18 protein-coding genes are annotated in these 22388 nt (G+C 43.9%); 9 read left to right on the top strand and 9 right to left on the bottom strand.

Annotated elements, in window-relative coordinates:
• Positions 1 to 51: 51 nt before the first annotated feature.
• Complete coding sequence (locus ACL6C3_RS16065; protein ID WP_413159941.1) at positions 52 to 1830, bottom strand: glycosyl hydrolase family 28-related protein; 1779 nt, start codon at positions 1828 to 1830, stop codon at positions 52 to 54.
• 1109 nt (positions 1831 to 2939) lie between these two features.
• Here ACL6C3_RS16065 and ACL6C3_RS16060 point away from each other — a divergent pair.
• The 4 genes from ACL6C3_RS16060 to ACL6C3_RS16045 all read left to right on the top strand — a co-directional run bounded on the left by ACL6C3_RS16060 (position 2940) and on the right by ACL6C3_RS16045 (position 8619).
• Positions 2940 to 5933: a calcium-binding protein gene (locus ACL6C3_RS16060; RefSeq protein ID WP_413159940.1), complete on the top strand. Its 2994-nt coding sequence runs from the start codon at positions 2940 to 2942 to the stop codon at positions 5931 to 5933.
• 149 nt (positions 5934 to 6082) lie between these two features.
• Complete coding sequence (locus ACL6C3_RS16055; protein ID WP_413159939.1) at positions 6083 to 6439, top strand: helix-turn-helix domain-containing protein; 357 nt, start codon at positions 6083 to 6085, stop codon at positions 6437 to 6439.
• A complete protein-coding gene (locus ACL6C3_RS16050; RefSeq protein ID WP_413159938.1) occupies positions 6387 to 7265 on the top strand; it encodes an RNA-guided endonuclease InsQ/TnpB family protein in 879 nt (292 codons plus the stop codon). Before ACL6C3_RS16055 ends, ACL6C3_RS16050 begins: the two co-directional genes overlap by 53 nt.
• Before the next feature lie 163 nt (positions 7266 to 7428).
• Positions 7429 to 8619: an RNA-guided endonuclease InsQ/TnpB family protein gene (locus tag ACL6C3_RS16045; protein WP_413159937.1), complete on the top strand. Its 1191-nt coding sequence runs from the start codon at positions 7429 to 7431 to the stop codon at positions 8617 to 8619.
• Between the two features lie 168 nt (positions 8620 to 8787).
• Here ACL6C3_RS16045 and ACL6C3_RS16040 read toward each other — a convergent pair whose 3' ends face one another.
• Both ACL6C3_RS16040 and ACL6C3_RS16035 read right to left on the bottom strand, forming a co-directional pair.
• On the bottom strand, positions 8788 to 9690 hold the full coding sequence (locus ACL6C3_RS16040; protein ID WP_413159936.1) for a glycosyltransferase family 2 protein: 903 nt from the start codon (positions 9688 to 9690) through the stop codon (positions 8788 to 8790).
• Positions 9691 to 9827: 137 nt separating this feature from the next.
• Positions 9828 to 10667 carry an HpsJ family protein gene (locus tag ACL6C3_RS16035; protein ID WP_413159935.1) on the bottom strand — a complete coding sequence of 280 codons (840 nt, stop codon included), beginning with the start codon at positions 10665 to 10667 and terminating at the stop codon, positions 9828 to 9830.
• 274 nt (positions 10668 to 10941) lie between these two features.
• On the opposite strand from ACL6C3_RS16035, the gene ACL6C3_RS16030 reads away from it, so the two are divergent.
• The gene (locus ACL6C3_RS16030; RefSeq protein WP_413159934.1) at positions 10942 to 11454 is read left to right on the top strand and encodes an adenylyltransferase/cytidyltransferase family protein; all 513 of its coding nucleotides are present in this window, start codon (positions 10942 to 10944) and stop codon (positions 11452 to 11454) included.
• A gap of 81 nt (positions 11455 to 11535) precedes the next feature.
• Positions 11536 to 12270, top strand: a complete 735-nt coding sequence (locus tag ACL6C3_RS16025; RefSeq protein WP_413159933.1) for a GUN4 N-terminal ARM-like repeat domain-containing protein — start codon at positions 11536 to 11538, stop codon at positions 12268 to 12270.
• A 77-nt stretch (positions 12271 to 12347) separates the two neighbouring features.
• Here the strand turns inward: ACL6C3_RS16025 and ACL6C3_RS16020 are convergent, their stop codons facing one another.
• Entirely contained in the window at positions 12348 to 13148 is an 801-nt protein-coding gene (locus ACL6C3_RS16020) for a hypothetical protein (protein WP_413159932.1), read from the bottom strand.
• 310 nt (positions 13149 to 13458) lie between these two features.
• Positions 13459 to 14301, bottom strand: coding sequence for a DUF1206 domain-containing protein (locus tag ACL6C3_RS16015; RefSeq protein ID WP_413159931.1), 843 nt, complete (start codon positions 14299 to 14301; stop codon positions 13459 to 13461).
• A gap of 367 nt (positions 14302 to 14668) precedes the next feature.
• Between ACL6C3_RS16015 and rplI the strand changes: the two genes are divergently transcribed.
• Positions 14669 to 15127, top strand: a complete 459-nt coding sequence (rplI, locus tag ACL6C3_RS16010) for a 50S ribosomal protein L9 (protein ID WP_413159930.1) — start codon at positions 14669 to 14671, stop codon at positions 15125 to 15127.
• 75 nt (positions 15128 to 15202) lie between these two features.
• Complete coding sequence (dnaB, locus tag ACL6C3_RS16005; protein ID WP_413159929.1) at positions 15203 to 17125, top strand: replicative DNA helicase; 1923 nt, start codon at positions 15203 to 15205, stop codon at positions 17123 to 17125.
• 169 nt (positions 17126 to 17294) lie between these two features.
• On the opposite strand, the gene ACL6C3_RS16000 is transcribed toward dnaB, so the two are convergent.
• Both ACL6C3_RS16000 and ACL6C3_RS15995 read right to left on the bottom strand, forming a co-directional pair.
• A complete protein-coding gene (locus tag ACL6C3_RS16000) occupies positions 17295 to 17858 on the bottom strand; it encodes an FKBP-type peptidyl-prolyl cis-trans isomerase (protein WP_413168232.1) in 564 nt (187 codons plus the stop codon).
• Positions 17859 to 17921: 63 nt separating this feature from the next.
• Positions 17922 to 18248, bottom strand: a complete 327-nt coding sequence (locus ACL6C3_RS15995; RefSeq protein ID WP_413168231.1) for a phasin family protein — start codon at positions 18246 to 18248, stop codon at positions 17922 to 17924.
• A gap of 136 nt (positions 18249 to 18384) precedes the next feature.
• Here ACL6C3_RS15995 and ACL6C3_RS15990 point away from each other — a divergent pair, with 136 nt between their 5' ends.
• Positions 18385 to 18744 (top strand): zinc ribbon domain-containing protein, encoded by a 360-nt coding sequence (locus ACL6C3_RS15990; protein ID WP_413168230.1) that lies wholly within the window; start codon positions 18385 to 18387, stop codon positions 18742 to 18744.
• Positions 18745 to 18833: 89 nt separating this feature from the next.
• Here the strand turns inward: ACL6C3_RS15990 and ACL6C3_RS15985 are convergent, their stop codons facing one another.
• On the bottom strand, positions 18834 to 20036 hold the full coding sequence (locus ACL6C3_RS15985; RefSeq protein WP_413168229.1) for an RNA-guided endonuclease InsQ/TnpB family protein: 1203 nt from the start codon (positions 20034 to 20036) through the stop codon (positions 18834 to 18836).
• Between the two features lie 163 nt (positions 20037 to 20199).
• Positions 20200 to 22365, bottom strand: coding sequence for an ATP-binding protein (locus ACL6C3_RS15980; RefSeq protein WP_413168227.1), 2166 nt, complete (start codon positions 22363 to 22365; stop codon positions 20200 to 20202).
• Positions 22366 to 22388 lie beyond the last annotated feature (23 nt).

Genomic DNA, 22388 nt, shown 5'->3' with positions numbered 1-22388 from the left:
CCCAACCCAACCAACAGCATCAAACCCGGTTTCACAGCGAAACCGGGCTTTTTATTGGCAAGGTTTCACGTCAAAACCTTGATTATTCTTCACCTCAACCGAACAAGTATGTTCGATTTTTCCGCCATTCCCCACATTTCCTTGAATAATATTTCCGTTCCCCCCGGCGCTGGCTTTCGCCACAATATTCCCGCCGATGTTATTATTCAACACTTTTACATTTTTCATGGCGTAGGGGCGGTTATTCGTATCCGCGAGAACTAAAATATCGGCGTTGTTTACCCGATTGTTTTCAATGGTGACATTTTCCATCTCTTGAACTTTATAAAAGCCAATATAAGCATTGCCTTGATTGTTACGAATGGTCGCCCCCTTTACTATCGTTCCCCCACAACATTCTTGAATTAAAATTCCTTCGCCATCTACGCTTAAATACCCCGTCTCTCCCACCAAATGACGGTAAACTTCATAATTATTTCCTTCGACTAAAACATCCCATCCCGACCAATCAATTCCCCGGTTTTCAAGGGTTACGGCGCCGCTTGCTTCTAGCATTCCCGTTGGATGTAACCACCATTGTTTCTTGGCTTGGTCTTTAATTTCATTGTCTTTAATGATTAAACCTTGACCGGAAGCGTGAATTGCAACTCTCATGGTATGATAAACCCAATTATCTCGAATTACAACCCCAGGACGAAATAATCCGGGTTCGGTTTGGGGGGTTGCCGCTAATTGAAATCCTTCGCCTCCTTTGCCAAAACGGTTGACAACAATACCGTAATGATTGCCATAGTGAAAGATGGCTTTTTTGCCGTCTGTATAGGTTAAAACTGATTTTCTATCTCGGGTTTTCAGTTTATATCCGGGCTGTTCAAAATTATCGGTAATTTCATCGTTAACGCGATTATTGGCGGCTAAAATATTCTCAGATGCCGTTAATTCGATATTGGCTGCAAACCGATAACTGTATCTTTGCCAGGGTTCTTGAAAGGAAATATCGGGAACGTTTGGATCGGGTTCTGCGACGTTATTGCTGCGAATTCCAAACACGACAATATTTTTATTTTTCTGGTTATCCATCTCTGCTAAAATGGAAATTGACGCCCGATTTATATCTAAATTAACCAAGCCAAAATTGCTATCTTTCAAGGGGTTTTCTGTTGAGATTTTCTTGAAAGCTGTATCGTTTGGGGTGCCATTTCCTGATAATTTGGGTTCGTATTTCGGAAAAACGAATTTAGAAGGCGGAGAATAATTCGCCGATTTTGCATCTTTTACTGAGGGAGTTTCCCCCCGGAGAATTACGCCGTCTTTCAGTTTAATATTATCGGAAAAAGTATAAGTTCCGGCTGGAAAATAAACCACACCGCCTCCGTTGGCTGCGGCTGCATCTCTGGCTTTATTGAATTTTTCAATTAAATTTGAACCGGAGAAGTTATTAATATTATAAACGCAATCCCAACGAAGTTGATTCGTCCAAGGATAAGCCTCTTTTCCATAAAAAGATGCGATGGGATTATCTACAGGTTCCCCCTGGGTTGGATTACAACCCGATGAACGATTCACCTGAGAAAAAAGTGTGGGTTTATTTTCAGGTTGTTTATTTTCAGAGGATTGATTGTCAGAAACAGACTCGGAATTGTCGGGAGAAACAGCCGTTTCTACTGGGTTTTGAACCGAGACAGAATTAACAGCAGATTCGGGAGGTTGTACGGTAAAAATTCCGATAAAAGCAAAGACAGAAACCGCAAAACCAATAACAGCAATAGTTCCCAGAAACACTATCGAGAACTTTTTCCATCGGGGGTTGATTGTTCTGCGTTTATTCATGTATAATAATTATTGGTAAACTACCCTAACTCTATTTTAGATCCGGATCGGAGTAATTCAGCGGGACACTTCTCTAACTGTTCTTTCCCAGGGGGAAGGAGCGGACCCGAAAACCAAACATCTGGGACAATCTTCACTTCTGTCTGCGGTGTAGTTTAAGAACTTCTCACAAAATCGTTGAATTTTTCCGGAACCGAGAAAATATCTCTGTAGAGAGAGTTGGGTGTTGGAAAGTCAGACCCTCAGAATCGGGTTCATCCCTTGACCGAGGGAAGTCTGAGAAACATTTCCACATAAGGGTGAGTCAAAGTTTGACTCATCTTTATTGGGGGTTGCTGAAAAGTTGTTGTAAGCAATCGCTGAGGTGATTTTAGCATGAAAACCAACAACCAAATTTTGGGAATTTTTCAAATCAATCTTGTCACCAAGATTGTTCATCGAGTCAAACTTTTTCAATATTCGATAGCGGTACGAGAATACTTTGCGGTATTTTGAATCCTGACCAATCAGATTTTAACCACGTCCTATCGCTACATAAAATCTGGGTTTTGCTTATATTTTAGGGGGATTCTTGTCCTCGTCGGACTCGAACACAAAACGATTACATCTAACCGGGTAGTTTTTCACCTGTAACTACTCAGATTTTATGATGTCAAAACATGAAAAAATCAACGTAAAACCCATGAATTTTGGGTGAAAAAACTGCGGCTATCACCCGCAACCCAAACATCAGTAAGTCTTGAAGTATTTCCGCAAATACTTCTAATTAACCCGTGACTTTTTTTCAAAAAAGCCATGTAAATTATGCTGAACAAAAAACAATATGTTCCAGATAAAATACCGTCACAGTTTAAATTTGATGGCTTCATCGTTTAAGCTTAAAATAAGTGCGTTCTCATAAAATATGAGTTCAAATCTGTAAAGATTTTGTTTTGACAAAATCCAAAAGCTTGAGGTATTGTATGATGGTAAATAATTGACGATGTATTTCTCTAGAAGTACAAAACTTGTCAATTCAACCATTGTCAAGTCCGGACAAAAACATTTAGATTTCAACCAAGGGAGCCTCTACAAAAACCATTCCAAACTTAAACCCTAAGCAGCAAAACATGGAGAATAACACCGCTCAAATCGGAACCAATCTCAACGGAATCAACGATTGGTCTACACAATATCCATTCATCGATTTTTTCAAAAGTACCCGAGATTGGATCACTCACGGTTCTAAAACTTGGGATACCAACGAAGATCAGAAACTCGATCTCGATGAAAACGGTTGGGTAAAGTCGCTCAATGGCGGTGAATTTACCAGTGTAGGAACCATGCTTCCCAACGACGATCAAGGACGTCGATTTGTTGTTCTCTACGACGGAGAAGGAACGATAGAGTACCAATTGGGAGCGAAAAAAGATGAAGCCGCATCCCAAACCGGACGAGATGTTTTCTACGCTCCACCCGGCGCCAAATTAAACCTAAGAATTACCGAAACCGATCCCAACAACACGGGCGACTATATTCGCAACATTCGCGTCATTCCAGAAGAGTATCTCGACATCTACGAAACCCAAACCTTTAACCCCGACTTTATCGAAAGTTTGGAAAATTATAAAGTCCTGCGATTTATGGACTGGATGAACACGAATGATTCCCCGCAAAAAGAATGGAGCGATCGCCCAAAAGTCGAAGATGCGAACTATTTTGGTGACGAAGGAGTAGCCGTCGAAGTTTTGGTAGAATTAGCAAACGTTACCGGAATCGATCCTTGGTTTACCCTACCCCATCAAGCAACAGACGAATACGTTCGCAACTTCGCCGAATACGTCAAAGAAAATCTCAACCCCAATCTCAATGTTTACGTTGAGTTTTCCAACGAAGTTTGGAACCCGATGTTTACTCAGGCGAATTATGTGATCGAACGGGGAAAAGAAGAATTCGCCGATTTGAACGTCACCGATAACGAAAAAGGTCGTCGTTGGTTTGGAAAACGAACCGCAGAAATTACCCAAATTTGGGATGATGTTTTTGGCGCCGACAAAGAGCGCGTCATCGGAGTTTTGGGCGCTCAGGGGGCGAATGTTTGGACGGCGGCTAAGTCCTTAGAACAGATCGAATCAACCGGCTTAAGCTTTGAAGAAGTCGGAATTGATGCGATCACAATGGCGCCCTATTTTGGGAGCTATATAGGTCGCGCCGAACATGAAGCCGAAGTCCAAAGCTGGACACAAGAACCCGATGGCGGTTTGAGTAAACTGTTCCAAGAAATTACACAAGGCGGAGTTCTCACCAACGGACCAGAAGGCGGCGCTTTGGGGAAAGCCTACGAGTGGATGGAAGAATACGCCGAACTCGCCCAAGAAAAAGGCTTGAAGATGGTCGCTTACGAAGGCGGACAGCACTTGGCGGGAGTTCGCAGCGTTTTGAATAACGAAGCGATCGCCGATTTGTTTATTACGGCGAACCGCGATCCTCGCATGGGAGAAATTTACACCGAATATTTTGAAAAATGGTTTGAACTCGGCGGAGGTTTGTTTGCTCACTTCAGCGATGTGGGAACTGCGACCCGATGGGGAAGTTGGGGCGCCAGAGAAAGTATTTATCAGGAAAGTTCTCCCAAATTTGCCGCCATTCAAGCCCTTTTAACGGGAAGTTCTACCCCCAATAATCCTGACCCTGATGATTCTGACTCGGGCGACGATGTGGTGGTTGACGATCCCGATTTGGATGAGGACAACACCCCGGACCAGCCAGATGATTCGACTTCTGACCCCGATGAGGACAACACCCCAGACGAGCCAGATGATTCGACTTCTGACCCCGATAATGGAGATACAGAAGTTCCCGATAGTTCTAATTCCGGAGCGATCGTAATCGAAGCCGAAGACCTTCAACTGGCCGGTTACAAGGTCGAATCGGTGAGCGGTTCCGGCGCTTCTGGCGGTGAAAATATTACCGTTCAAGGCGTTTCTGGTCGAAGGGGAACGGCTTCGGGAACCTTTGAGGGTGAAGCGGGAACCTATCGGGTAGAAGTCAGTTACTTTGATGAAAAAGATGGCGTTTCTTCCGTGAGCGTTACCGTTGCAGGGGAAAGCAGCAGTTTCGACTTGGATGCAGATTCCCCTTCTTTTGGCGCCGAACCGTCCTCGTTAATGAGCCGCGTGACCCACGAAGCGATACAGTTGCAACCGGGAGATGCTTTTGAAATTTTTGGTCAAGGTCGTCAGGGGGAACACGCTCGCATTGACACGATTAAGTTTATTCCCCTACAATCGGCTTCTGAGTCTGGCGATCGCAATGAAACCGAAGCGGTGAACCCTTCTACCCCGTCCGATGGGGATGATAATCTCACCGGGACTTCTGTTGCTGAGGATATTAAAGCTTTGGCCGGAAATGATACCGTCTTCGGCGGCGATGGTGACGATACGCTTGGCGGGGGCGAAGGTGACGATATCCTCAATGGGGATGGCGGAAATGACTTCCTCACCGGCTGGACGGGTAACGATGTGGTTAATGGCGGTTCTGGGGATGATATCCTACAGGGGGGCGATGGTAACGATCTCCTCAACGGTGGGGATGATGCGGACACCCTCCGAGGCGGTAATGATGCCGATACCCTCAACGGCGATGGCGGCGATGACTTCCTCGAAGGACAGGCCGGAAACGACGTTCTCAACGGTGGCGAGGGTAATGATACCGTTGGTGGCGGTGGCGGTAATGATACCGTTATTGGCGGTGGCGGTAATGATTTGGTCACGGGGTGGAATGGTAACGATACCATTATCGGCGTTGACCCCGATGCTGCTAATCCCGGAACCGGAGAAGTTGATACCCTGCAAGCCGGTGAAGGTGCCGATCTCTTTGTTCTCGGAGATGAACTCACCGCCTACTATTTGGGGGGTGATGCGGCCGATTATGCTGAGGTTCGCACGTTTAATGCGGCCGAAGACATCATTCAACTGTCTGGCTCTCAATCGGATTATACCCTCAACGCCGTAGATGGCAATACGGAGATTCTTCTCGGTTCCGACCGGGTGGGTCTGGTGATGGGTGTTGAGATCGGTGACTTTAATAGCGGTTTTAGCTTTGTTTCTGCCTCTATGATTTAACTAACGAGGGGCTTGGGGAGCAATAAGTCCCGCACCATAGACGAAGTTTTGGTGTCGGGATACATGGACTCCCCAGGTATTTTTGAACCCTTTATGGGGCGATAAAAATACATCTACCAACTCTAGAAAGTTGTGGTAGACTGTTGTGTATGCTGATAATGAACTATCGATACCGAATCTATCCAAGCACAGAAGCGCAAGCGAAGATACTTGAGTGGTTGGAGACTTGCAGGGGAGTCTATAACTACGCTTTGCGGGAGTTGAAAGACTGGATTGCGAGTCGAAAATGTGATGTGGATAGATGTTCACTATCGAGGGAGTATATTATTCCGTCTGACGTGCCATTTCCCAGTTATCATCTTCAGCAAAACAACCTACCTAAAGCAAAAAAAATAAACCCAAAACTGAAAGAGGTACACTCCCAAGTGTTACAGACAACTATAAGAAGGTTGCATGATACGAGGGTGCGCTTTTCGCTCTCGTGGTTTTGGGTTTCCTCGTTTTAAGAAGTTTGGGCAATACAAATCATTTTTGTATCCTCAGTTCAAAGAGAATCCATTAAAAAATGGATGTATCAAGCTTCCGAAAATAGGCGAGGTAACAATCAATCTGCATAGACCAATCCCAGATGGATTTACGATCAAGCAGGTTAGGGTTTTATCAAGAGCTAGGCACACTCAATGGTATGTGGTTATCACGATTGCCCTTGAGGTAGAAGCCCCTGAAAACCCTCCAATTGGTCGTGCAATCGGAATAGATGTCGGACTGGAAAAGTTCTTGACAACATCTGACAATTTCACAGTGGAACGCCCCAAGTTTTTAAAAGATCTTAAAGGCAAGCTTAAATTGCTGCTGCATAGGGCTTCTAAAAAACAGAAGGGTTCTAAAAACTGGGAAAAAGCTCAGGTCAAAGTGGCAAGACTTCATCTAAAAATAGCCAATACTCGTAAAGATTTCCACCTGAAAACTGCACATCTTCTCTGTGACCAAGCAGAAACCATTTTCGCAGAAGATCTCAATACAGTCGCGCTCAACAGAGGAATGCTCAGAAAAGAGTGTATTGATGCTTCGTTTGGTCAGTTTCTCGACTTACTCAAGTGGGTCTGTTGGAAGCGAGGAAACTACTTTCAAAAAGTAGACCCTCGCGGAACCAGTCAAACCTGCCCAGAGTGTGGTGCAACTGTACAGAAACCTCTCCAAGAAAGAGAGCATATCTGTCCAGAATGTGGCTACAAAACGCACAGAGATCATGCTGCGGCGCGTGTAGTCAGATTACGAGGATTAGAATTAGTACCCAAGGGCTTTGGGGAACGGAAACCGCTTGTCAATTAGTCGAACTGTCGGGGGTCTATGACCTAGATAAGTGGCGTGGGGCAGGAATACAGGAAAAGGACGCGGGAGCATGATAGCCATGCCTTTGAAGGCATGGTAGAAAGGCGACACGGCAGATTTTAATCTGCTGTGTATATCCGCAGTGTGTTAGGATATAGCTACTATGATTGTACTTGAGTTCAAAGCAAAAGGAAAAGCCAGTCAATATCAGGCTATTGACGAAGCGATTCGCACGTCTCAATTCATCCAAAACAAATGTATTCGTTACTGGATGGATAACAGAGGCGTGAGCAAAGCTGATTTGAGTAAATATACAAAGGTGTTGGCTCGGCAATTTACCTTTGCCAAGAACTTAAATGCGATGTCACGTCAAGCTTCTGCTGAAAGAGCGTGGTCTGCTATCGCACGTTTTTATAACAACTGTAAAAAGGGTATAAAACCCACTGGTTATCCGAAGTTTAAAAAGCATTCTCGCTCAGTCGAATATAAAACTCAGTGTTGGAAGTTGTTGAGTCCTAAGCGAATTCATTTTAAAGAATTTGGGACACTTAAACTTCTCGGAACCTACGACTTAGCTTTTTACTCAACCGAGTTAATAAAGCGAGTCAGAGTTGTTAGACGCGCTGATGGCTACTACATTCAGTTCTGCATCAAGATTGATGTGACCGAAGAAATTGAACCCTCTAAACAGGTAATTGGATTAGATGTAGGGCTAGAATATTTCTACGCCGACTCTAATGGTAATCACGAAGAAAATCCTAGATTTTATCGCAAAAACGAGAAAAAACGTTCTCGCCTAAATCGAAGATTTTCTCGAACTCAGAAAGGTTCAAACAATAGAGTTAAAGCCAGAAAAAAACTGGCTAAACTTGACCTTAAGATAAGTAGACAGCGTATAGAACACGCTAAGAGACTAGCGCGTTGCGTAGTTCACTCTAACGATGTGATTGTCTATGAAAACTTGCAGGTCAGAAACTTGATAAGAAATCACAGTCTCGCCAAGTCAATCAGTGATGCTGGATGGTATCAATTTAGATGTTGGTTAGAATATTTTGGTAAAAAGTTTGGCAAAATTACTGTCGCTGTCGAACCTCATTTCACTTCGCAAGAATGTTCAAGTTGCGGAAAGATAATCAAAAAATCTCTTTCAACTCGAACTCATAAATGCAGTTGTGGATGTGAATTGCAACGTGACCACAATGCGGCATTGAATATTTTGAAAAAAGGATTAGGTACGGTAGGTCATATCGGAACCTTGCTTTCGGAGCAAAACGCTTCTGGAGAGACGACCTCTTTGTTGGCTGGTTTTAACCAGTCAATGAAAGCCGACTCGTTGAAAGAAGAATCCTCGTAATTTATTGCGAGGAGTGTCAATCAAGAGCGATCTTGGGAAGCCCGCGCTGTACCCGAAGGGTCAGCGTCGGGAGGATGTCACTCAGCAGAACAACAACCGATCTAACATCAATTGGTTTTTGCTAATGGGTGGGTTAGCCAGAGTGCTAACTCATCCAACTTCACCGGGTTATTGTTCTTCGGAGGTAACAACTTGAGAAGAAACTGGGGTTTCGTTCATCTCAACCGGAGGAACATTGGATGGGGTTAATTGGGGAACGGGTAGGTTGCGAATTTCCCAGGTTTTTAGTACAATTAGATATTCATAAAAGGCTTGCAGCGTACACCAGGCAATGCCCGAACGACCGTCCATCCAGCCCCCGAGTATGATATACATATAAATAAACCGGATTAGCGGTCGAAAGGGTAAGCGCAGAGAAAGATCTTTTAAGGCTCGTCGGCGTTCAACTTCCGATTTTCCCAAAAATAAATTTCGCCAGTTGATTGTTCCCGATTCTAACTGTTTGACGGTTTCATTGGCTTCGTCGGTCGAGTAACGGTTATGTTTTTCCAGCCAGCGAGATAACCCTTTACTACAGGTATAATGGGGATAGGTTTCTTTTAAAAAACTGGTCGGTCCGAGACATTCTTCCCGTTCGGTGTGACCGTAGTCGCTAAACCAGACTTTTTCCTTATGAAATAAACGCATTTGATAGCGGGGATATTGGGTGCTGCGACGAATCCAAGACCCCAGAAAAATTACCCGTTCGGCGACATAATAACCAACATATTCTGAACTTTTCATCGCTGACAAACATTCGGTAAAAAGTTCGGGAGTCATGCGTTCATCGGATTCGAGAATATAAACCCATTCGTGTTTGGTTGGAACTTCTTGCAGCATCCAAGTTCGCTGACGTCCGTGACTTTCAAAAGCGTGGGGAATGACTCGAACCGGATAACTTTTGGCGATTTCAACCGTGCGATCGCTACTTAAAGAGTCTACAACGATAATATCATCCGAAAGCATTGCCGACTCAATACAAGCGGCAATATCAATTTCATCATTATAGGTCAGAATATAAATTGAAAACATCGGTTTGTCAAAAAGTTAAAAACTCGTAAATTCGCCCAGAAAATCGACTGAAAAATCCGAGGGAATCTTCAGTAATCAGCGATCGGTTCTCAAAGAAAGATTCCGATACTGATTACTGTTGAAAAACTCCTGTTGGGTTAACCCGCAGAAGGTTTGCGACGACCACCGCCACCACCCAAAATTCCGACCCCTTTCAAGCCAGTCCAACCGACTCCAATATAACCGATCGCCAGTAATAAACTGCTAATTCCGGTTTGTAAGCTAGACTTCAAAGAACGAGTTTTGGCTTGTTCTTCGAGTTCTTGCTTTCGTTCGCGAATTTGAGTTAAAAGCTGAGTCGGTAAATTATCAGCTTGTTGTTCTAAAAACTGGTCGAGAGCTTGAGGATTTGTTTTCGATTCTTCGAGAACTTGTTTGACTTGTTCGGGAAGATCTTCTCGGGCTAATAATTGATTCAACTGATCTTCATTTTGAATCAAACTACCAAACTGATTTCTCAGCAGATTTTTCCGCTGTTCAACCTGTTGTTGAAACTGATCGCTTCCCAATTGAGTGCTGAGTTGAGTTTCGGCTTGGGTCGCCTGTTGATTAATTTGGGATAAAGCTTCAGCCCGGGCGATGCGAGTATTATTGAGATGCAGGGGGAATAACAACAGATAAAGTAATCCCAGTACACTGGCTAAAATTCCCACCCAAAATCTCAAATCAGTTAAAGGTTTACTCGGCTTTTGACTTCCCCCCGAAGCGACGCTATCCATCCAAAAACCAATCAAAATCAAACCCATTCCAACCATCGGGACAATACCCCGGTCTACCAATTGGCTGGTAACATTGAGTTGCCATCCGCGATTGAGTAAATTGGGCGGAATTAATAAAATCAGATAGTCTACTAAGGAAGAAACAATTAAAATTGTCCCGATCAGTTTAACACTCCAAGCGGCGAGCGAAGGAAATTGACGGCTAGTAGTTGCTTTCATAGGATTGAGTGAACTCAGTGATCATCTGCGTAAACAGCAGGGTTAAATAAAAAAGGGCGAGTCAAGACAGGTTTTGGCTTCTCAAACCCGCAGGAGGAGAATGCTGATTTTTAAGGGGTTGGAGATCGACAGGGGAATCTATCGTGTTAGCTTAATGTCGGGGTTCAATGGCATTAGCTAACCGTATGAGTTTATTAACGCTAGCCTAGCATACCAATTTGAACTCCCTGATGAAATTTAAACTTCAGACTCTGATTATCGCAGATACAAATTCATGGCCGATCTCGACTTCTCAAAGATTAAAAATCTTTACAGCTTAGAACAGTTACAACAGGCGATCGCTGCCGATCCGGGGGCTTGGCGTCCAATGGTTTTGACCAATGGTTGTTTTGATCTGATCCACGCCGGACATATTCGCTACTTACAACAAGCTAAAAGCTTAGGGCGATCGCTGGTCGTTGGGTTAAATAGCGATTCTTCAGTTCAAACGATCAAACCTGCCAAACCCGGACTTCCTCCCCGTCCAATTGTACCGCAAATGCAGCGAGCCGAAGTTTTAGCCGCCCTCAAACCGGTCGATGCTGTAGTCATCTTTACTGAAGCGACGGCGACGACCCTGATCGAAACCTTAAAGCCGGAAATTTACGCCAAAGGCGGCGACTACACCCTCGAAACCCTACCCGAAACCCCTGCAATTTTAGCCTATGGCGGTCAAGTGAGTTTGATCAAAATCGAAGTTCCCGCCTCCACAACCGCTATTGTCAATCGGATTTTAGGGCGATCGTAGAATTGTAGACCCATGACCTGTACAATAGTTGAGGATCTGCACACCAGTATTCAGCCGCTTGCTCACCCCCAAACGCCTCCTATGACTGATTCGATCACAACATTCAAAGCTGAGGATGCCTCTCTCAACCCGGATGAAGTTCGTTCTCAACTGAACTCGGGAACGACAGAAACAAAACTCAAACTCATTCAAGCATTAGCCGAGGCGGGGGAAGTCGGTTTACCCGTGTTAATGGAGTTTTTGCTAGAACGCCGATCGGCTTCGATCACCCCCGTTGAGGGTAAAGTTTATCAGATCCTTTATCGGGTTAATTCCGAACCGGTGCAGGATTTTCTCAAAACCCATTTTCAAGACGGTTTACTCTCTGTTGCTTCTGAAGCTGAGGTGGACTATTCTCCTCTACAACAACTCCTCGCCGAACAAAATTTTCTCGAAGCTGACAAATTAACCCTACAAAAGTTGTGTGAACTTGCAGGAGAGACTGCAATTGATCGCAAATGGATCTATTTTTCTGAGGTCAAACGCTTCTCGACTACCGATTTACAGACAATTGATCTGCTGTGGCAAATTTATTCAGAAGGGAAATTTGGCTATTCTGTACAGCGAAAACTTTGGCTTGGCGTCGGCAGAAATTGGGAGAAACTTTGGCCGAAAATTGGCTGGCGTCAAAATGGAACTTGGACTCGCTATCCTCAAGGGTTTACCTGGGATTTAACCGCCCCGGTTGGTCATTTACCTCTATCAAACCAGCTTCGAGGAGTACGGGTGATTGAGGCGATCTTCTCTCATCCGGCTTGGTCAAATCAACAAGGTTAATTTGAGTGAAAACCCGCCCTGATTTTCCGGGCGGGTTCGTCTGAAATCTTGACAAAGACTGAGTGTTTTCTCAAGGTTTATAGGGCGGAAGGATAAATTTCGTCGGCTACAAATACCGGTTTATTCTGATACTCGGCTTCGATTTCTTGTTGAAAATCTAAATCCCAAGTTAGATCGTAATCGCGATCAAATTCGGCTTTAACAAAAGGACGCAACGTTCCGACAACGGTCACGCTTTCATCTTCGTTCACTCTCGGATCGGGGTTGTTCGTAATTACTAATAAATCTTCGCCGCCGAAAAGTTCTTCTTCATCGATAGTAAAGACTCCGGTCTGTCTGATTTCTTCGATCTCTCCTTGTACCGCAATCCGTTTATAGTAGTAGTTTTCGGGGTTTTCGGTGATCTCACCCGGATCGGGGGACAATGCAATAGACTGGGCAATTACCGCAGGCTGTTGTTCGTATTCTGCATAAAGATTTGGATCGAAGTCTAAACCATATTCTCTTTCGAGGTCGGCGATCACAAAATTCCGCACTTCTCCGGTTACTTGTACTTGGCTTCCTTCTCCTCGAGGAAGGGTAATTCCTTCGCCAGAAGCATTCACAATCAGAATTTCTTCGCCGCCCAAGAGTTGTTCATCATCCATTAGAAATGATGCGTCGCCAACCACGTCATTAATATCGCCTCGAATGGTAACGGTTTGACCAACATAATTGGAGGTTTCCTCGGAAACTTGTTGGGTGGTGACGTTTTCTAAAGCTTGTTCTCTCGTTGTGGTTTCGTTTGTACAAGCCGGTAGCAATATAGCCATTAAGGATAATGCGATCGCTCCTAAACGAATGTTTTTAGGATTTTTTAAACTGGAATTGTGTAACATAGGAATCATTCTTTTCAATTACATTAACTTAATTAACGCCATCTACACCGGTTAATTCACTTCTTACTCAGCTTGAGAATTAAGAGAGATCCTCAACGGGTGCAAAGTTGTTTTTAAACGTTAATTATAGGTAAGTGTATCAATTTTATTTAAACAGATGCTTCTCTCATAAGAAGGATTTGACTCTTTCAAAAGGATGAGATTGTTTTTTGTCTTTCTGGTATTGACTTGATTTTGATTTGATTTAAAACCCGGTTGCGCGAAAGTGACCGAGTTTTTGGGATGTATTCCCAAGCCATACAAACAGCGATTAAATCCAATTTCGCCCATACAATGCCACCACTAACATATAAATAGCATAAGCGATGAAACCGAAGGCGATCGCAGCCAACCCCAACTCACCGAAAGGTAGATTGTCCAGGTGTTTTAATGCGTTTGCGAGTCCACCTGCAAAATCTGATCGCAGCAGAAACGCCGCTTCTAGTAATAAAATTCCAATAATAATAAAACTAATTCCTCTGGCTGCAATTCCAACTTTACCGAGACCCGTCGCCCAGGTTTTCAGGTGGGGATTGAGATCGGACTTCAACTCGCTAATATAACTCTCGCTAACGGAACCGTACAGGTAAGAAAGTCCGACCCCAACGGTAAAGATTCCGGCGATAATAATCAACCACAGTCCAAAAGGATGCTCGAATAATTGATCGGCAAAATCTTCTATCGTATCATCATCTTCTGCATCTAAACCAATAAACAATTGACTGGCTGTGTAAACTATACCGCTATAGGTCAACCCGCTCATTAAATAACCGCAGCGATGAATCAGGCGTTTTAGATTAAATTCTCCCGGATGTTTGGGGTCAAATACGGCTTGAATAAACCGTCGCAAAACATAACCCATTAAACCGATCATTAAAATCCCAATCAGCAATCTTCCTAAGGGTTCTTCCGCAATTTCTACTAAAATTCCATGAGTTCCCAGAATTTCTTGATCCCTGTTAACTAAGGCGAATACTGCAACTAGCCCAATGGTTCCATAGATGCTACCTTTGGCCACAAAACCAAAGCGAATTAGACCGATAATCCACCGATAAACTATGATTGGTTTGACTCGTTGTTTAATTTCAGAAAGAAGATTAATTTGTTTAGACATAAAGTTAGGAGTTGACAGGAAAGGAGTTCAGAAGTTCAGTAGGGGCGGGTTCAGGAATGAATCTATGTTTCCCAGCAATAACTGATATAAACCCGCCCAGGCGATGTAGGGGCGCGCCTCCGCATTGATTTATGCTTCTGACCAATAACCCCCATAAACCCGCCCCGGAGGTGGGAGTCGAGAAAAAACTGATCAGTTGGGCGGGTTTACAGAAGTTGTGTGTAAGATGACAAACATTGATTTTGAACCCGCCCCTACCACAGTGGTAATGAGTGACTGCATAAATTTTCCGGGTGTTGATCTTGCGATCGCATAACAAATCTCGCTATTATAGAGTGTTTGGGTTAAAAGATAATTAGGAACGATCATGGCAAAGCGTGTGCAAGTCGTCCTCAGACAGGACATTAGCAAACTCGGTCGAAATGGGGATTTAGTGGAAGTCGCTCCGGGTTATGCTCGTAACTATCTGTTACCGAGAAGTTTAGCAGTTCGCGCCACTCCGGGGGTCCTCAAACAGGTTGAACGTCGTCGGGAAGAAGAACGTCAAAGACAAATCGCTCTTAAGGAAGAAGCGATGGCGCGGAAAACCGCTCTGGAAACCATTGGACGGTTTACCATTGAAAAACAAGTGGGCGAAAATGAAGCGATTTTTGGTACCGTAACCGATCGCGAATTGGCGGAAGCCATTCAAGCGGCGACCAACCAAGAAGTCGATCGTCGGGGTATTACTTTACCCGATATCAGTCGCATTGGTTTTTACAAAGCGCAAATTAAGCTTCATCCTGAAGTTACCGCAGAAGTTGAAGTTCACGTTGTTCCTAGCTAGTTTAAATGGCGATCAGACGTTCCCGATGAACGTCTGAAGCGGCTAAAAAGGATTGTTTTTATCCATCCTGAAATTATGACGAATCGATCTAACTTTCAACTGCCGAGCGATCGCCTACCGCCCCAAAATATTGAAGCGGAGGAGGCAATTTTGGGGGGGATTTTACTCGACCCCGAAGCCATTAGTCGCGTCGCCGAATTGTTAGATCCGAGTTGTTTTGCGATCAAAGCCCATCAAACCATTTATCGGACAACATTAAATTTACATTTTCAAGGAAAACCCACCGATTTAATGACCGTTACCACTTGGCTGGACGATCACAATCAGTTAGAAGAAGTGGGCGGACAAATGAAGTTAGCGCAGTTGGTCGATCGCACGGTTTCTGCGGTAAATATCGATCAATATGCGCTGTTGGTGATCGAAAAAGCGATGCGCCGGAATTTGATTCAAGCCGGACACGAAACGATTGATTTGGGTTACGATACAACCATTGATATCGAAGATGTATTAGATCGGGCCGAACAAAAGATTTTTAATATTACTCAAGTTCGTCCGCAACAAAATTTGATTTCTATTGCTGAAACACTAATTAATACGTTTCAGGATATTGAAGACCGTCACGAAGGCGTCGCCCTTCCCGGTTTAAACTGCGATTTTTATGATTTGGATGCGATGACGGGGGGATTTCAGCGCTCGGATTTAGTGATTGTTGCGGGTCGCCCTTCGATGGGAAAAACGGCACTTTGTACGAATATTTCCTATAATATTGCTAAAATTCATCGGCTGCCGGTGGCGATTTTTAGCTTGGAAATGTCAAAAGAACAGCTAGTACAAAGATTGCTTTCTAGCGAAGCAAAAATCGAAAGTAATCGTTTACGTTCCGGGCGAATTAGTCAAACCGAATGGGAACCTTTAACCGTTGCCATTGGTACGCTATCAGAATTGCAGATTTTTATTGATGATACGCCCAATATTACGGTAACAGAAATGCGCTCAAAGGTGCGCCGTTTACAAGCGGAACAGGGGGGCGCAATGGGGTTAGTTTTAATTGATTATTTGCAATTAATGGAGGGGAGTAATAGCGATAATCGGGTGCAGGAACTCTCACGAATTACGCGATCATTGAAAGGGTTGGCGAGGGAATTAAACACCCCGGTGATCGCCCTTTCTCAGTTGAGTCGGAGCGTTGAATCTCGGACAAATAAGCGCCCGATGATGTCCGATTTAAGAGAATCTGGCTGTTTAGCAGGAGATAGTTTAATCACATTGGCCTATCGGGGTTTACAAGTTCCTATTCGGGAATTAGTCGGGAAATCTGGCTTTTTAGTTTGGGCGATTAATCAAGCAACTCTCAAGTTAGAAAAGGCAGTTGTTAGCAATGCTTTTTCAACAGGAATTAAGCCCGTTTTTAGATTAAAAACTCGTTTGGGTCGTACTGTTAAAGCGACGGGAAATCATCAATTTTTAACCGTTTACGGTTGGCAACGTTTAGATGAGTTAAATTTGGGTTGTGCTATTGCTGTACCCAGATGTTTGGCGAGTTCTGATTTACAATTGATGAGCGATACTGAGTTAGGTTTTCTAGCTGAACGAACAGGAAAATTAGCTCAAGTTGTTAAATCCAAAACAGTAGCCTTGCTTGCAGAAAGTGATATTTATTGGGATGAAATTGTTGCAATTGAACCGATTGGAGAAACAGAAGTCTATGATTTAACCGTTCCGGGGTTACATAATTTTATTGCTAATAATATCGTTGTTCATAATTCAATCGAACAGGACGCCGATTTAGTGATTATGCTGTATCGAGATGATTATTATAACCCGGATTCACCCGATCGCGGAATTGCCGAAGTGATTATTACCAAACACCGCAACGGACCGACCGGAACCATTAAACTCCTGTTCGATCCTCAGTTTACCAAATTCCGAAACTTGGCGGGAGGCGATCGCTATTTACCCGGAAGTCAATCTTCTCATGGTTTACCCCCCGCTCATTAAATCGCAAATCGGGTGCAGGGGGAGGTGGGGAGACAGTGAACAGTTTACAGTGACCAGTGACCAGTGACCAGTCAAGAGTACCAAGAAAACTGATAACTGATAACTGATAAGTGTAAACTGATAACTGCTCCTTTCCCCTTTCCCCTGATTTTGAGAAGCAGAAAAGCGATTATTTAATATCTAACAATTCCACATCAAAAACCAAAGTGGCATTGGGAGGAATCACACCGCCGGCGCCGCGCGCACCGTAACCCAAATCCGGGGGAATGATCAGTTTGCGTTGTTCGCCAACCTTCATCGAACCGACGCCTTCATCCCAACCTTTGATCACCTGACCGACACCAATTCTAAAGGAAAACGGCTGACCGCGATCGCGTGAACTGTCAAACTTTTTGCCATTTTCCAAAGTCCCCGTGTAGTGAACTACAACCGTTTGACCCTTTTGAGGAGAGGCGCCATCTCCCTCTTTGATCACTTCGTACTGTAAACCGGAGTCAGTTGTCACCATCTTGTTTTCACTATCCATATTTTGAGCTACAGTGACATTAGCTTTGGGAGCAATGCCTTGGGATAACAGAGGGTTACTCGAAGTTTTTACCTCCAGAGCGCTACTCTGTTGAGTGGTTTGGATATTGGATGCTGTTGCTTGTTTTCCACCGGTTGTGATTTGAGCAACCAGCAAGACAAAAGCACAAACAACAGCGATACCCAGACTAACTAATATTTCTCTCACGGTTAACTCTCCTCAGTCTGCATCAGAACAAACCCACCCCTTACTTTACCCTGTTGGGAGTCCCTAACGCCAGAGACGATTTTCTAAATCTCGAATTTGACGTTCCAAGCGATCGAGTCTTCCCCGCAACTCGTCGAGTTCCGACTGACGGGGAACCCCGACATCCTGCATCACATTTCGCATTTGTCGCTGAAGCAGTTCCTCAAAGTTTCCTTGTTCTAGCTTGAGTCGCTGCATCATGTCATCCATAAACACTCTAGCTTGATCGGAGTTGAGCGTACCCTCTTTGACCCACTGATCGGTGACTTCCTGAAGTTTCTCCGCAACCAGGGAAGTGGTTCCGATACCGATCATTAGGAGTTGCTTGAGTAGGTTGTTGTTATTGTCCATCTTTTAAATTGGTGTTTCGCTAAAATGGTCAGTGAGAGTGAAATCATTCAACTCTATACTGTAATTTGTCCTGGCTCATCTTCTATTGTGCGATCTTTCGCCTCCATCTCCTGCTAGATATCATCTAAAATTCACAATGTCAGAATGTCCCCGCTGTCATCAACCCGTTGATTCTCAGGCGATCGCCTGTCCCCATTGTAAATATCAGCTTAAAGCGTTTGGTCATCCGGGTATCCCCCTACATCGAGCGAGTCAAGATAGTTATTTGTGTAGCAGTTGTCTCTACCATGAGGATGATACTTGCAATTTTCCTCAACGTCCCTATGCTAAAGAATGCACATTATACCACGATCGCTCTGAACCAATTTTACCGCCTTCCCCTGTGAAATCTTCTCGTCAAGGTTTCGCAGGAATAAAATACTGGGTACAAAATCATGGGGTTTGGTTGGTGCTGTTGGGTTTGCTTGGCGTCAGTTTGCTGTTATCTGTTTTTTGACATACTCCCCATAGCTAAAGCTAGGGGATTCTTAACTACAGTTAATTCCTGGTTCAGTGACACCACTTATTAATTCAGATTTCTCCTCATTAACAGAGGCGGAAGTCACGCCCTCGCGTTTCATCTTTCGATGCAGTTTCCCAATGCCCTTGGGTACTGTATTGTTGATACTCGCTACCCAGAATACTCATGCCCTTCTTCAGAATATTAAGTGCCGCATTAGTATCGCGGCAAATTTCTGTATGACATTTCGGACATTTATGAGTACGGGTACTGAGTGTTTTTTTTACTCGAAATCCACAGTTAGAACAATCTTGAGATGTGAAATTTGGACTAACAGAGACTACCGCTTTATCCCAGATTTTTCCAAAATAGTCTAACCATTGGGTGAATTGATACCAACTCGCGTCTGAAATTGACTTAGCTAGATGATGGTTCTTGACCATGTTTTGTATCTTGAGGTCTTCATATACCACAACATCGTTAGATGTCACTACGCACCGGGCTAACTTCACAGCCCAGTCTTTGCGTTGGCGTTGAACCTTTAAATGGCATTTACCCAGTCTAATTCTTGCTTTATGGTAGTTATTTGATTGAGGTTTAGCACCTAGAGCGAACCTTTTGCTAAGTCTTCGCTGTTGACGCTTTAACCGTTTTTCAGCTTTCCGCAAAAACTTAGGATATTCAACGGCGTTATCATTTTGATCTTTATAAAAATATCTCAAACCCAGATCTAGTCCGATGACATTTCCGGTAAAATCGCCTTCCTCTTTGCGATCTCCATCAAACAAAAATTGAGCGTAATACCCATCGGCACGACGGACTACCCTGACACGATTAATTTTTAATCGGTGTAGGTCTTCCCTTGTTTCTCCGTTACAGAATACAGAAAATGTTCCAGCCTTGAAGCCATCGGTGAATGTGATTTGCATACAATCACCAGATAACTTCCAGCCAGATTGCTTGTATTCAACAGAGCGACAATGTTTTTTGAATTGGGGATACCCCTTTTTCTTGTCTCCTTTACGGCAACGAGAATAAAAGCTAGATATAGAACTCCAAGCACGCTCTGCACTGGCTTGACGGGCTGTTGAGTTGAGTTTTTTAGCAAAATCAAACTCTTTGGCTAGGTCTTTGGAGTGAACGTACAAAGACGGTTTTCCTGCTCCCCGGTTATCCATCCAGTATCTAACGCACTTGTTTCTAATGAACTGTGCGGTGCGAATGGCTTCATCAAGAGCTTTGTATTGCTCCTTTAGCCCCGTCAATAGCTTGGCTTCTCTTACTAGCATTCTGCTATCTTATCACAGAAAAATGTAGATAAAACATTGGGTAGTGCAAGATTTGTTCGCTACGCTCACTCGCCTTATATCCCCACAGATAAATCTGGGGGATATAAGGCAATTTTCGGTAAATGTACAATTCAAGTACAATTCAACCCGAGGATAAAAATGTTTAATTATTAACAACATGGGAATCTAAACTTTCTTGATAAACGGCCAAATCAAACCAAAATGTGGTTCCAATTCCCAATTCACTAATCAGGTGAACTTGACTGTGATGTTTTTCCATAATATTACGAACAATCGATAATCCCAAACCCGTTCCTTCTAGGGTATGAACCCGATTTTCGACCCGATAAAACCGAGTAAATACAGCTTCTTGATCTTCGGGTGCGATTCCACTTCCGGTATCTGAAACTTCGATTCTCACATATTGAAGTGGCGAAGGAATTTCTAACCCAATTTTTTCATCTAACGGCCGGGGTGGGGGTGGTGAAATAATCCAACCTCCTTTTTCAATTTCTTCGGCTTCTTTACTGACAAATGTCGGTTGGTCGTTCAAAAGATAGGCGCGAATAATCACCCGTCCTCCGGCTTCGGTAAACTTCAGAGAATTCCCAACTAAATTCGCAAAAACTTGCAACAATAAATCGTAATGACCAACGACGGGGGGTAAGTCTGATTCAACGTCCTGACTCAATTCGATGGCTTTATCTTTGGCGTTGAGTTGATAGGTGCGTAAGGTTTGTTCAATGGGTTGGGCAATATCTATCGGTTCAAAGTGATAAATTCGACAGGATTCTAAGCGGGATAAATCAAGTACATCATTAACCAAACGAGTTAAACGGTCGGTTTCGTGATTGGCGGTTTCCAGAAATTCTCGACGTTCGGCTTCGGTTAAATCTTCGCCGTAATCATGGAGGGTTTCAATAAAAGATTTTATGTTAAATAACGGGGTTCTCAGTTCGTGAGAGACATTGCTAATAAACTGACTTTTTGCTTCATTTAACTCGACTTCTCGGGTAATATCCTGAATGGTCATCGCAATTCCCTTGAGACTATCCCGATATTTATCGTCTAATTTTAAGTGATCATTTTCTTCATACAAAGTACATTCTTTAGCGTTGGGATGTTCGGGAGAACTGCAAGTATGATTATCTTGGTGAATGCAAGTGGCACACAAGGGATCGAGTCCGGGTGCTTTATGTAATAAAACGGTATTTAACAGAATTCTCAGGGTGCGGTTGGTGGGTTCATTCAAAGAACAGCGAAATTCTCCGCCTTCTTGATGTCCGGTGGCGATTTGTTGTAACGGTTGGGAAATTTCTTGTAAAATTTGTTGGGGTAAATGATGAATCACATTTTCCCCGATCACACTTCTTCCATCCCAATTAAACAGACGTCTGGCTGTGGGATTAACTAAAATTAAATTCAACTGAGCATCCAGCAATAAAGCCCCATCTGCGATGGTTAAAACCAGAGTTTCCAGCTTGGCTTTTTCGGCGGTTAACTCCTCAATATTTTGGGCTTCGTAGCGTTCGAGTCGTTCCGCCATTTTATTAAAACTAATGATTAATTCCCCCAGTTCCCCGCCAAAGGGTAAATCAATCCGTTGGTTAAAATTGCCGGCGGTAATATTCTGCACCCCTCTCAACAGTTCTTTAATGGGTTGGGTAATGGTTAACGCATTAAAAACCGCCCCTAAAATCACCATCACCCAAATTGACACAAACACCGCCAAAGTGACATCTCGGGTTAAATTTGAGGAGACAACAACGGTGGGATTCGGATTAATTCCAATCGCTAAAATTCCCCAATATTGTCCTTCGTGCATCAACGGAACAAACACATCTGTCACCTGTCCGGCGGGGGTGGTGTGTTGGCGGACCATCGGAATTGAAGTAAAATCTCCCGCTTTAACACTGGTAATAAAATTATCCGGGAGTTGCATCCGGCGTCGGAGGGTGAGAGAATTTTGAACGGCAGAATCGGAAAAGGGTAAACCCAGAAAAATATCCCCGTCTGGGTCAGCGTACAACATATACCGAACGCTGGAGGTACTGGTATAAAATTGTCGAGAAAAACGGGCGACTTCATCCCGTTGATTTTCGGCGATCAGCGGGGCGACATTGGCGGCCAAGAGTAAGCCTAAATCTCGACCGTAGCGGGTATCATTGAGACGAGCATCCTCTTGAATGGTGTTAACGGCCCAAAAGGTTAAACCACTCATTAATAGCGAAACAACCAAAGTTGCTCCGGCCATTAGCCGGGTCTGGAGGGTAAACTCCGACCACCAATTCGCGATAATTTCACCGATTTTTTTCAGAATTGCCAGCATCTCCCGACGGTTTGAGATTTATG

The sequence above is a fragment of the Capilliphycus salinus ALCB114379 genome (assembly GCF_047276495.1).
GTDB classification, from domain to species: domain Bacteria; phylum Cyanobacteriota; class Cyanobacteriia; order Cyanobacteriales; family Microcoleaceae; genus Capilliphycus; species Capilliphycus salinus.
Note: the sequence above shows the minus strand (reverse complement) of the source record. Positions and strands in the feature narration are given on the sequence as shown.

Excerpts from the sequence above, each read along its gene's own strand:
- ACL6C3_RS16045 (WP_413159937.1), top strand. The coding sequence starts at position 7,429 with ATGATTGTACTTGAGTTCAAAGCAAAAGGAAAAGCCAGTCAATATCAG.
- ACL6C3_RS16065 (WP_413159941.1), bottom strand. The coding sequence starts at position 1,830 with ATGAATAAACGCAGAACAATCAACCCCCGATGGAAAAAGTTCTCGATA.
- ACL6C3_RS16030 (WP_413159934.1), top strand. The coding sequence starts at position 10,942 with ATGGCCGATCTCGACTTCTCAAAGATTAAAAATCTTTACAGCTTAGAA.
- ACL6C3_RS16060 (WP_413159940.1), top strand. The coding sequence starts at position 2,940 with ATGGAGAATAACACCGCTCAAATCGGAACCAATCTCAACGGAATCAAC.
- ACL6C3_RS16020 (WP_413159932.1), bottom strand. The coding sequence starts at position 13,148 with ATGTTACACAATTCCAGTTTAAAAAATCCTAAAAACATTCGTTTAGGA.
- ACL6C3_RS15990 (WP_413168230.1), top strand. The coding sequence starts at position 18,385 with ATGTCAGAATGTCCCCGCTGTCATCAACCCGTTGATTCTCAGGCGATC.
- ACL6C3_RS15980 (WP_413168227.1), bottom strand. The coding sequence starts at position 22,365 with ATGCTGGCAATTCTGAAAAAAATCGGTGAAATTATCGCGAATTGGTGG.
- dnaB (WP_413159929.1), top strand. The coding sequence starts at position 15,203 with ATGACGAATCGATCTAACTTTCAACTGCCGAGCGATCGCCTACCGCCC.
- ACL6C3_RS16055 (WP_413159939.1), top strand. The coding sequence starts at position 6,083 with ATGCTGATAATGAACTATCGATACCGAATCTATCCAAGCACAGAAGCG.
- rplI (WP_413159930.1), top strand. The coding sequence starts at position 14,669 with ATGGCAAAGCGTGTGCAAGTCGTCCTCAGACAGGACATTAGCAAACTC.
- ACL6C3_RS16025 (WP_413159933.1), top strand. The coding sequence starts at position 11,536 with ATGACTGATTCGATCACAACATTCAAAGCTGAGGATGCCTCTCTCAAC.
- ACL6C3_RS16035 (WP_413159935.1), bottom strand. The coding sequence starts at position 10,667 with ATGAAAGCAACTACTAGCCGTCAATTTCCTTCGCTCGCCGCTTGGAGT.
- ACL6C3_RS15985 (WP_413168229.1), bottom strand. The coding sequence starts at position 20,036 with ATGCTAGTAAGAGAAGCCAAGCTATTGACGGGGCTAAAGGAGCAATAC.
- ACL6C3_RS16015 (WP_413159931.1), bottom strand. The coding sequence starts at position 14,301 with ATGTCTAAACAAATTAATCTTCTTTCTGAAATTAAACAACGAGTCAAA.
- ACL6C3_RS16040 (WP_413159936.1), bottom strand. The coding sequence starts at position 9,690 with ATGTTTTCAATTTATATTCTGACCTATAATGATGAAATTGATATTGCC.
- ACL6C3_RS16050 (WP_413159938.1), top strand. The coding sequence starts at position 6,387 with ATGATACGAGGGTGCGCTTTTCGCTCTCGTGGTTTTGGGTTTCCTCGT.
- ACL6C3_RS15995 (WP_413168231.1), bottom strand. The coding sequence starts at position 18,248 with ATGGACAATAACAACAACCTACTCAAGCAACTCCTAATGATCGGTATC.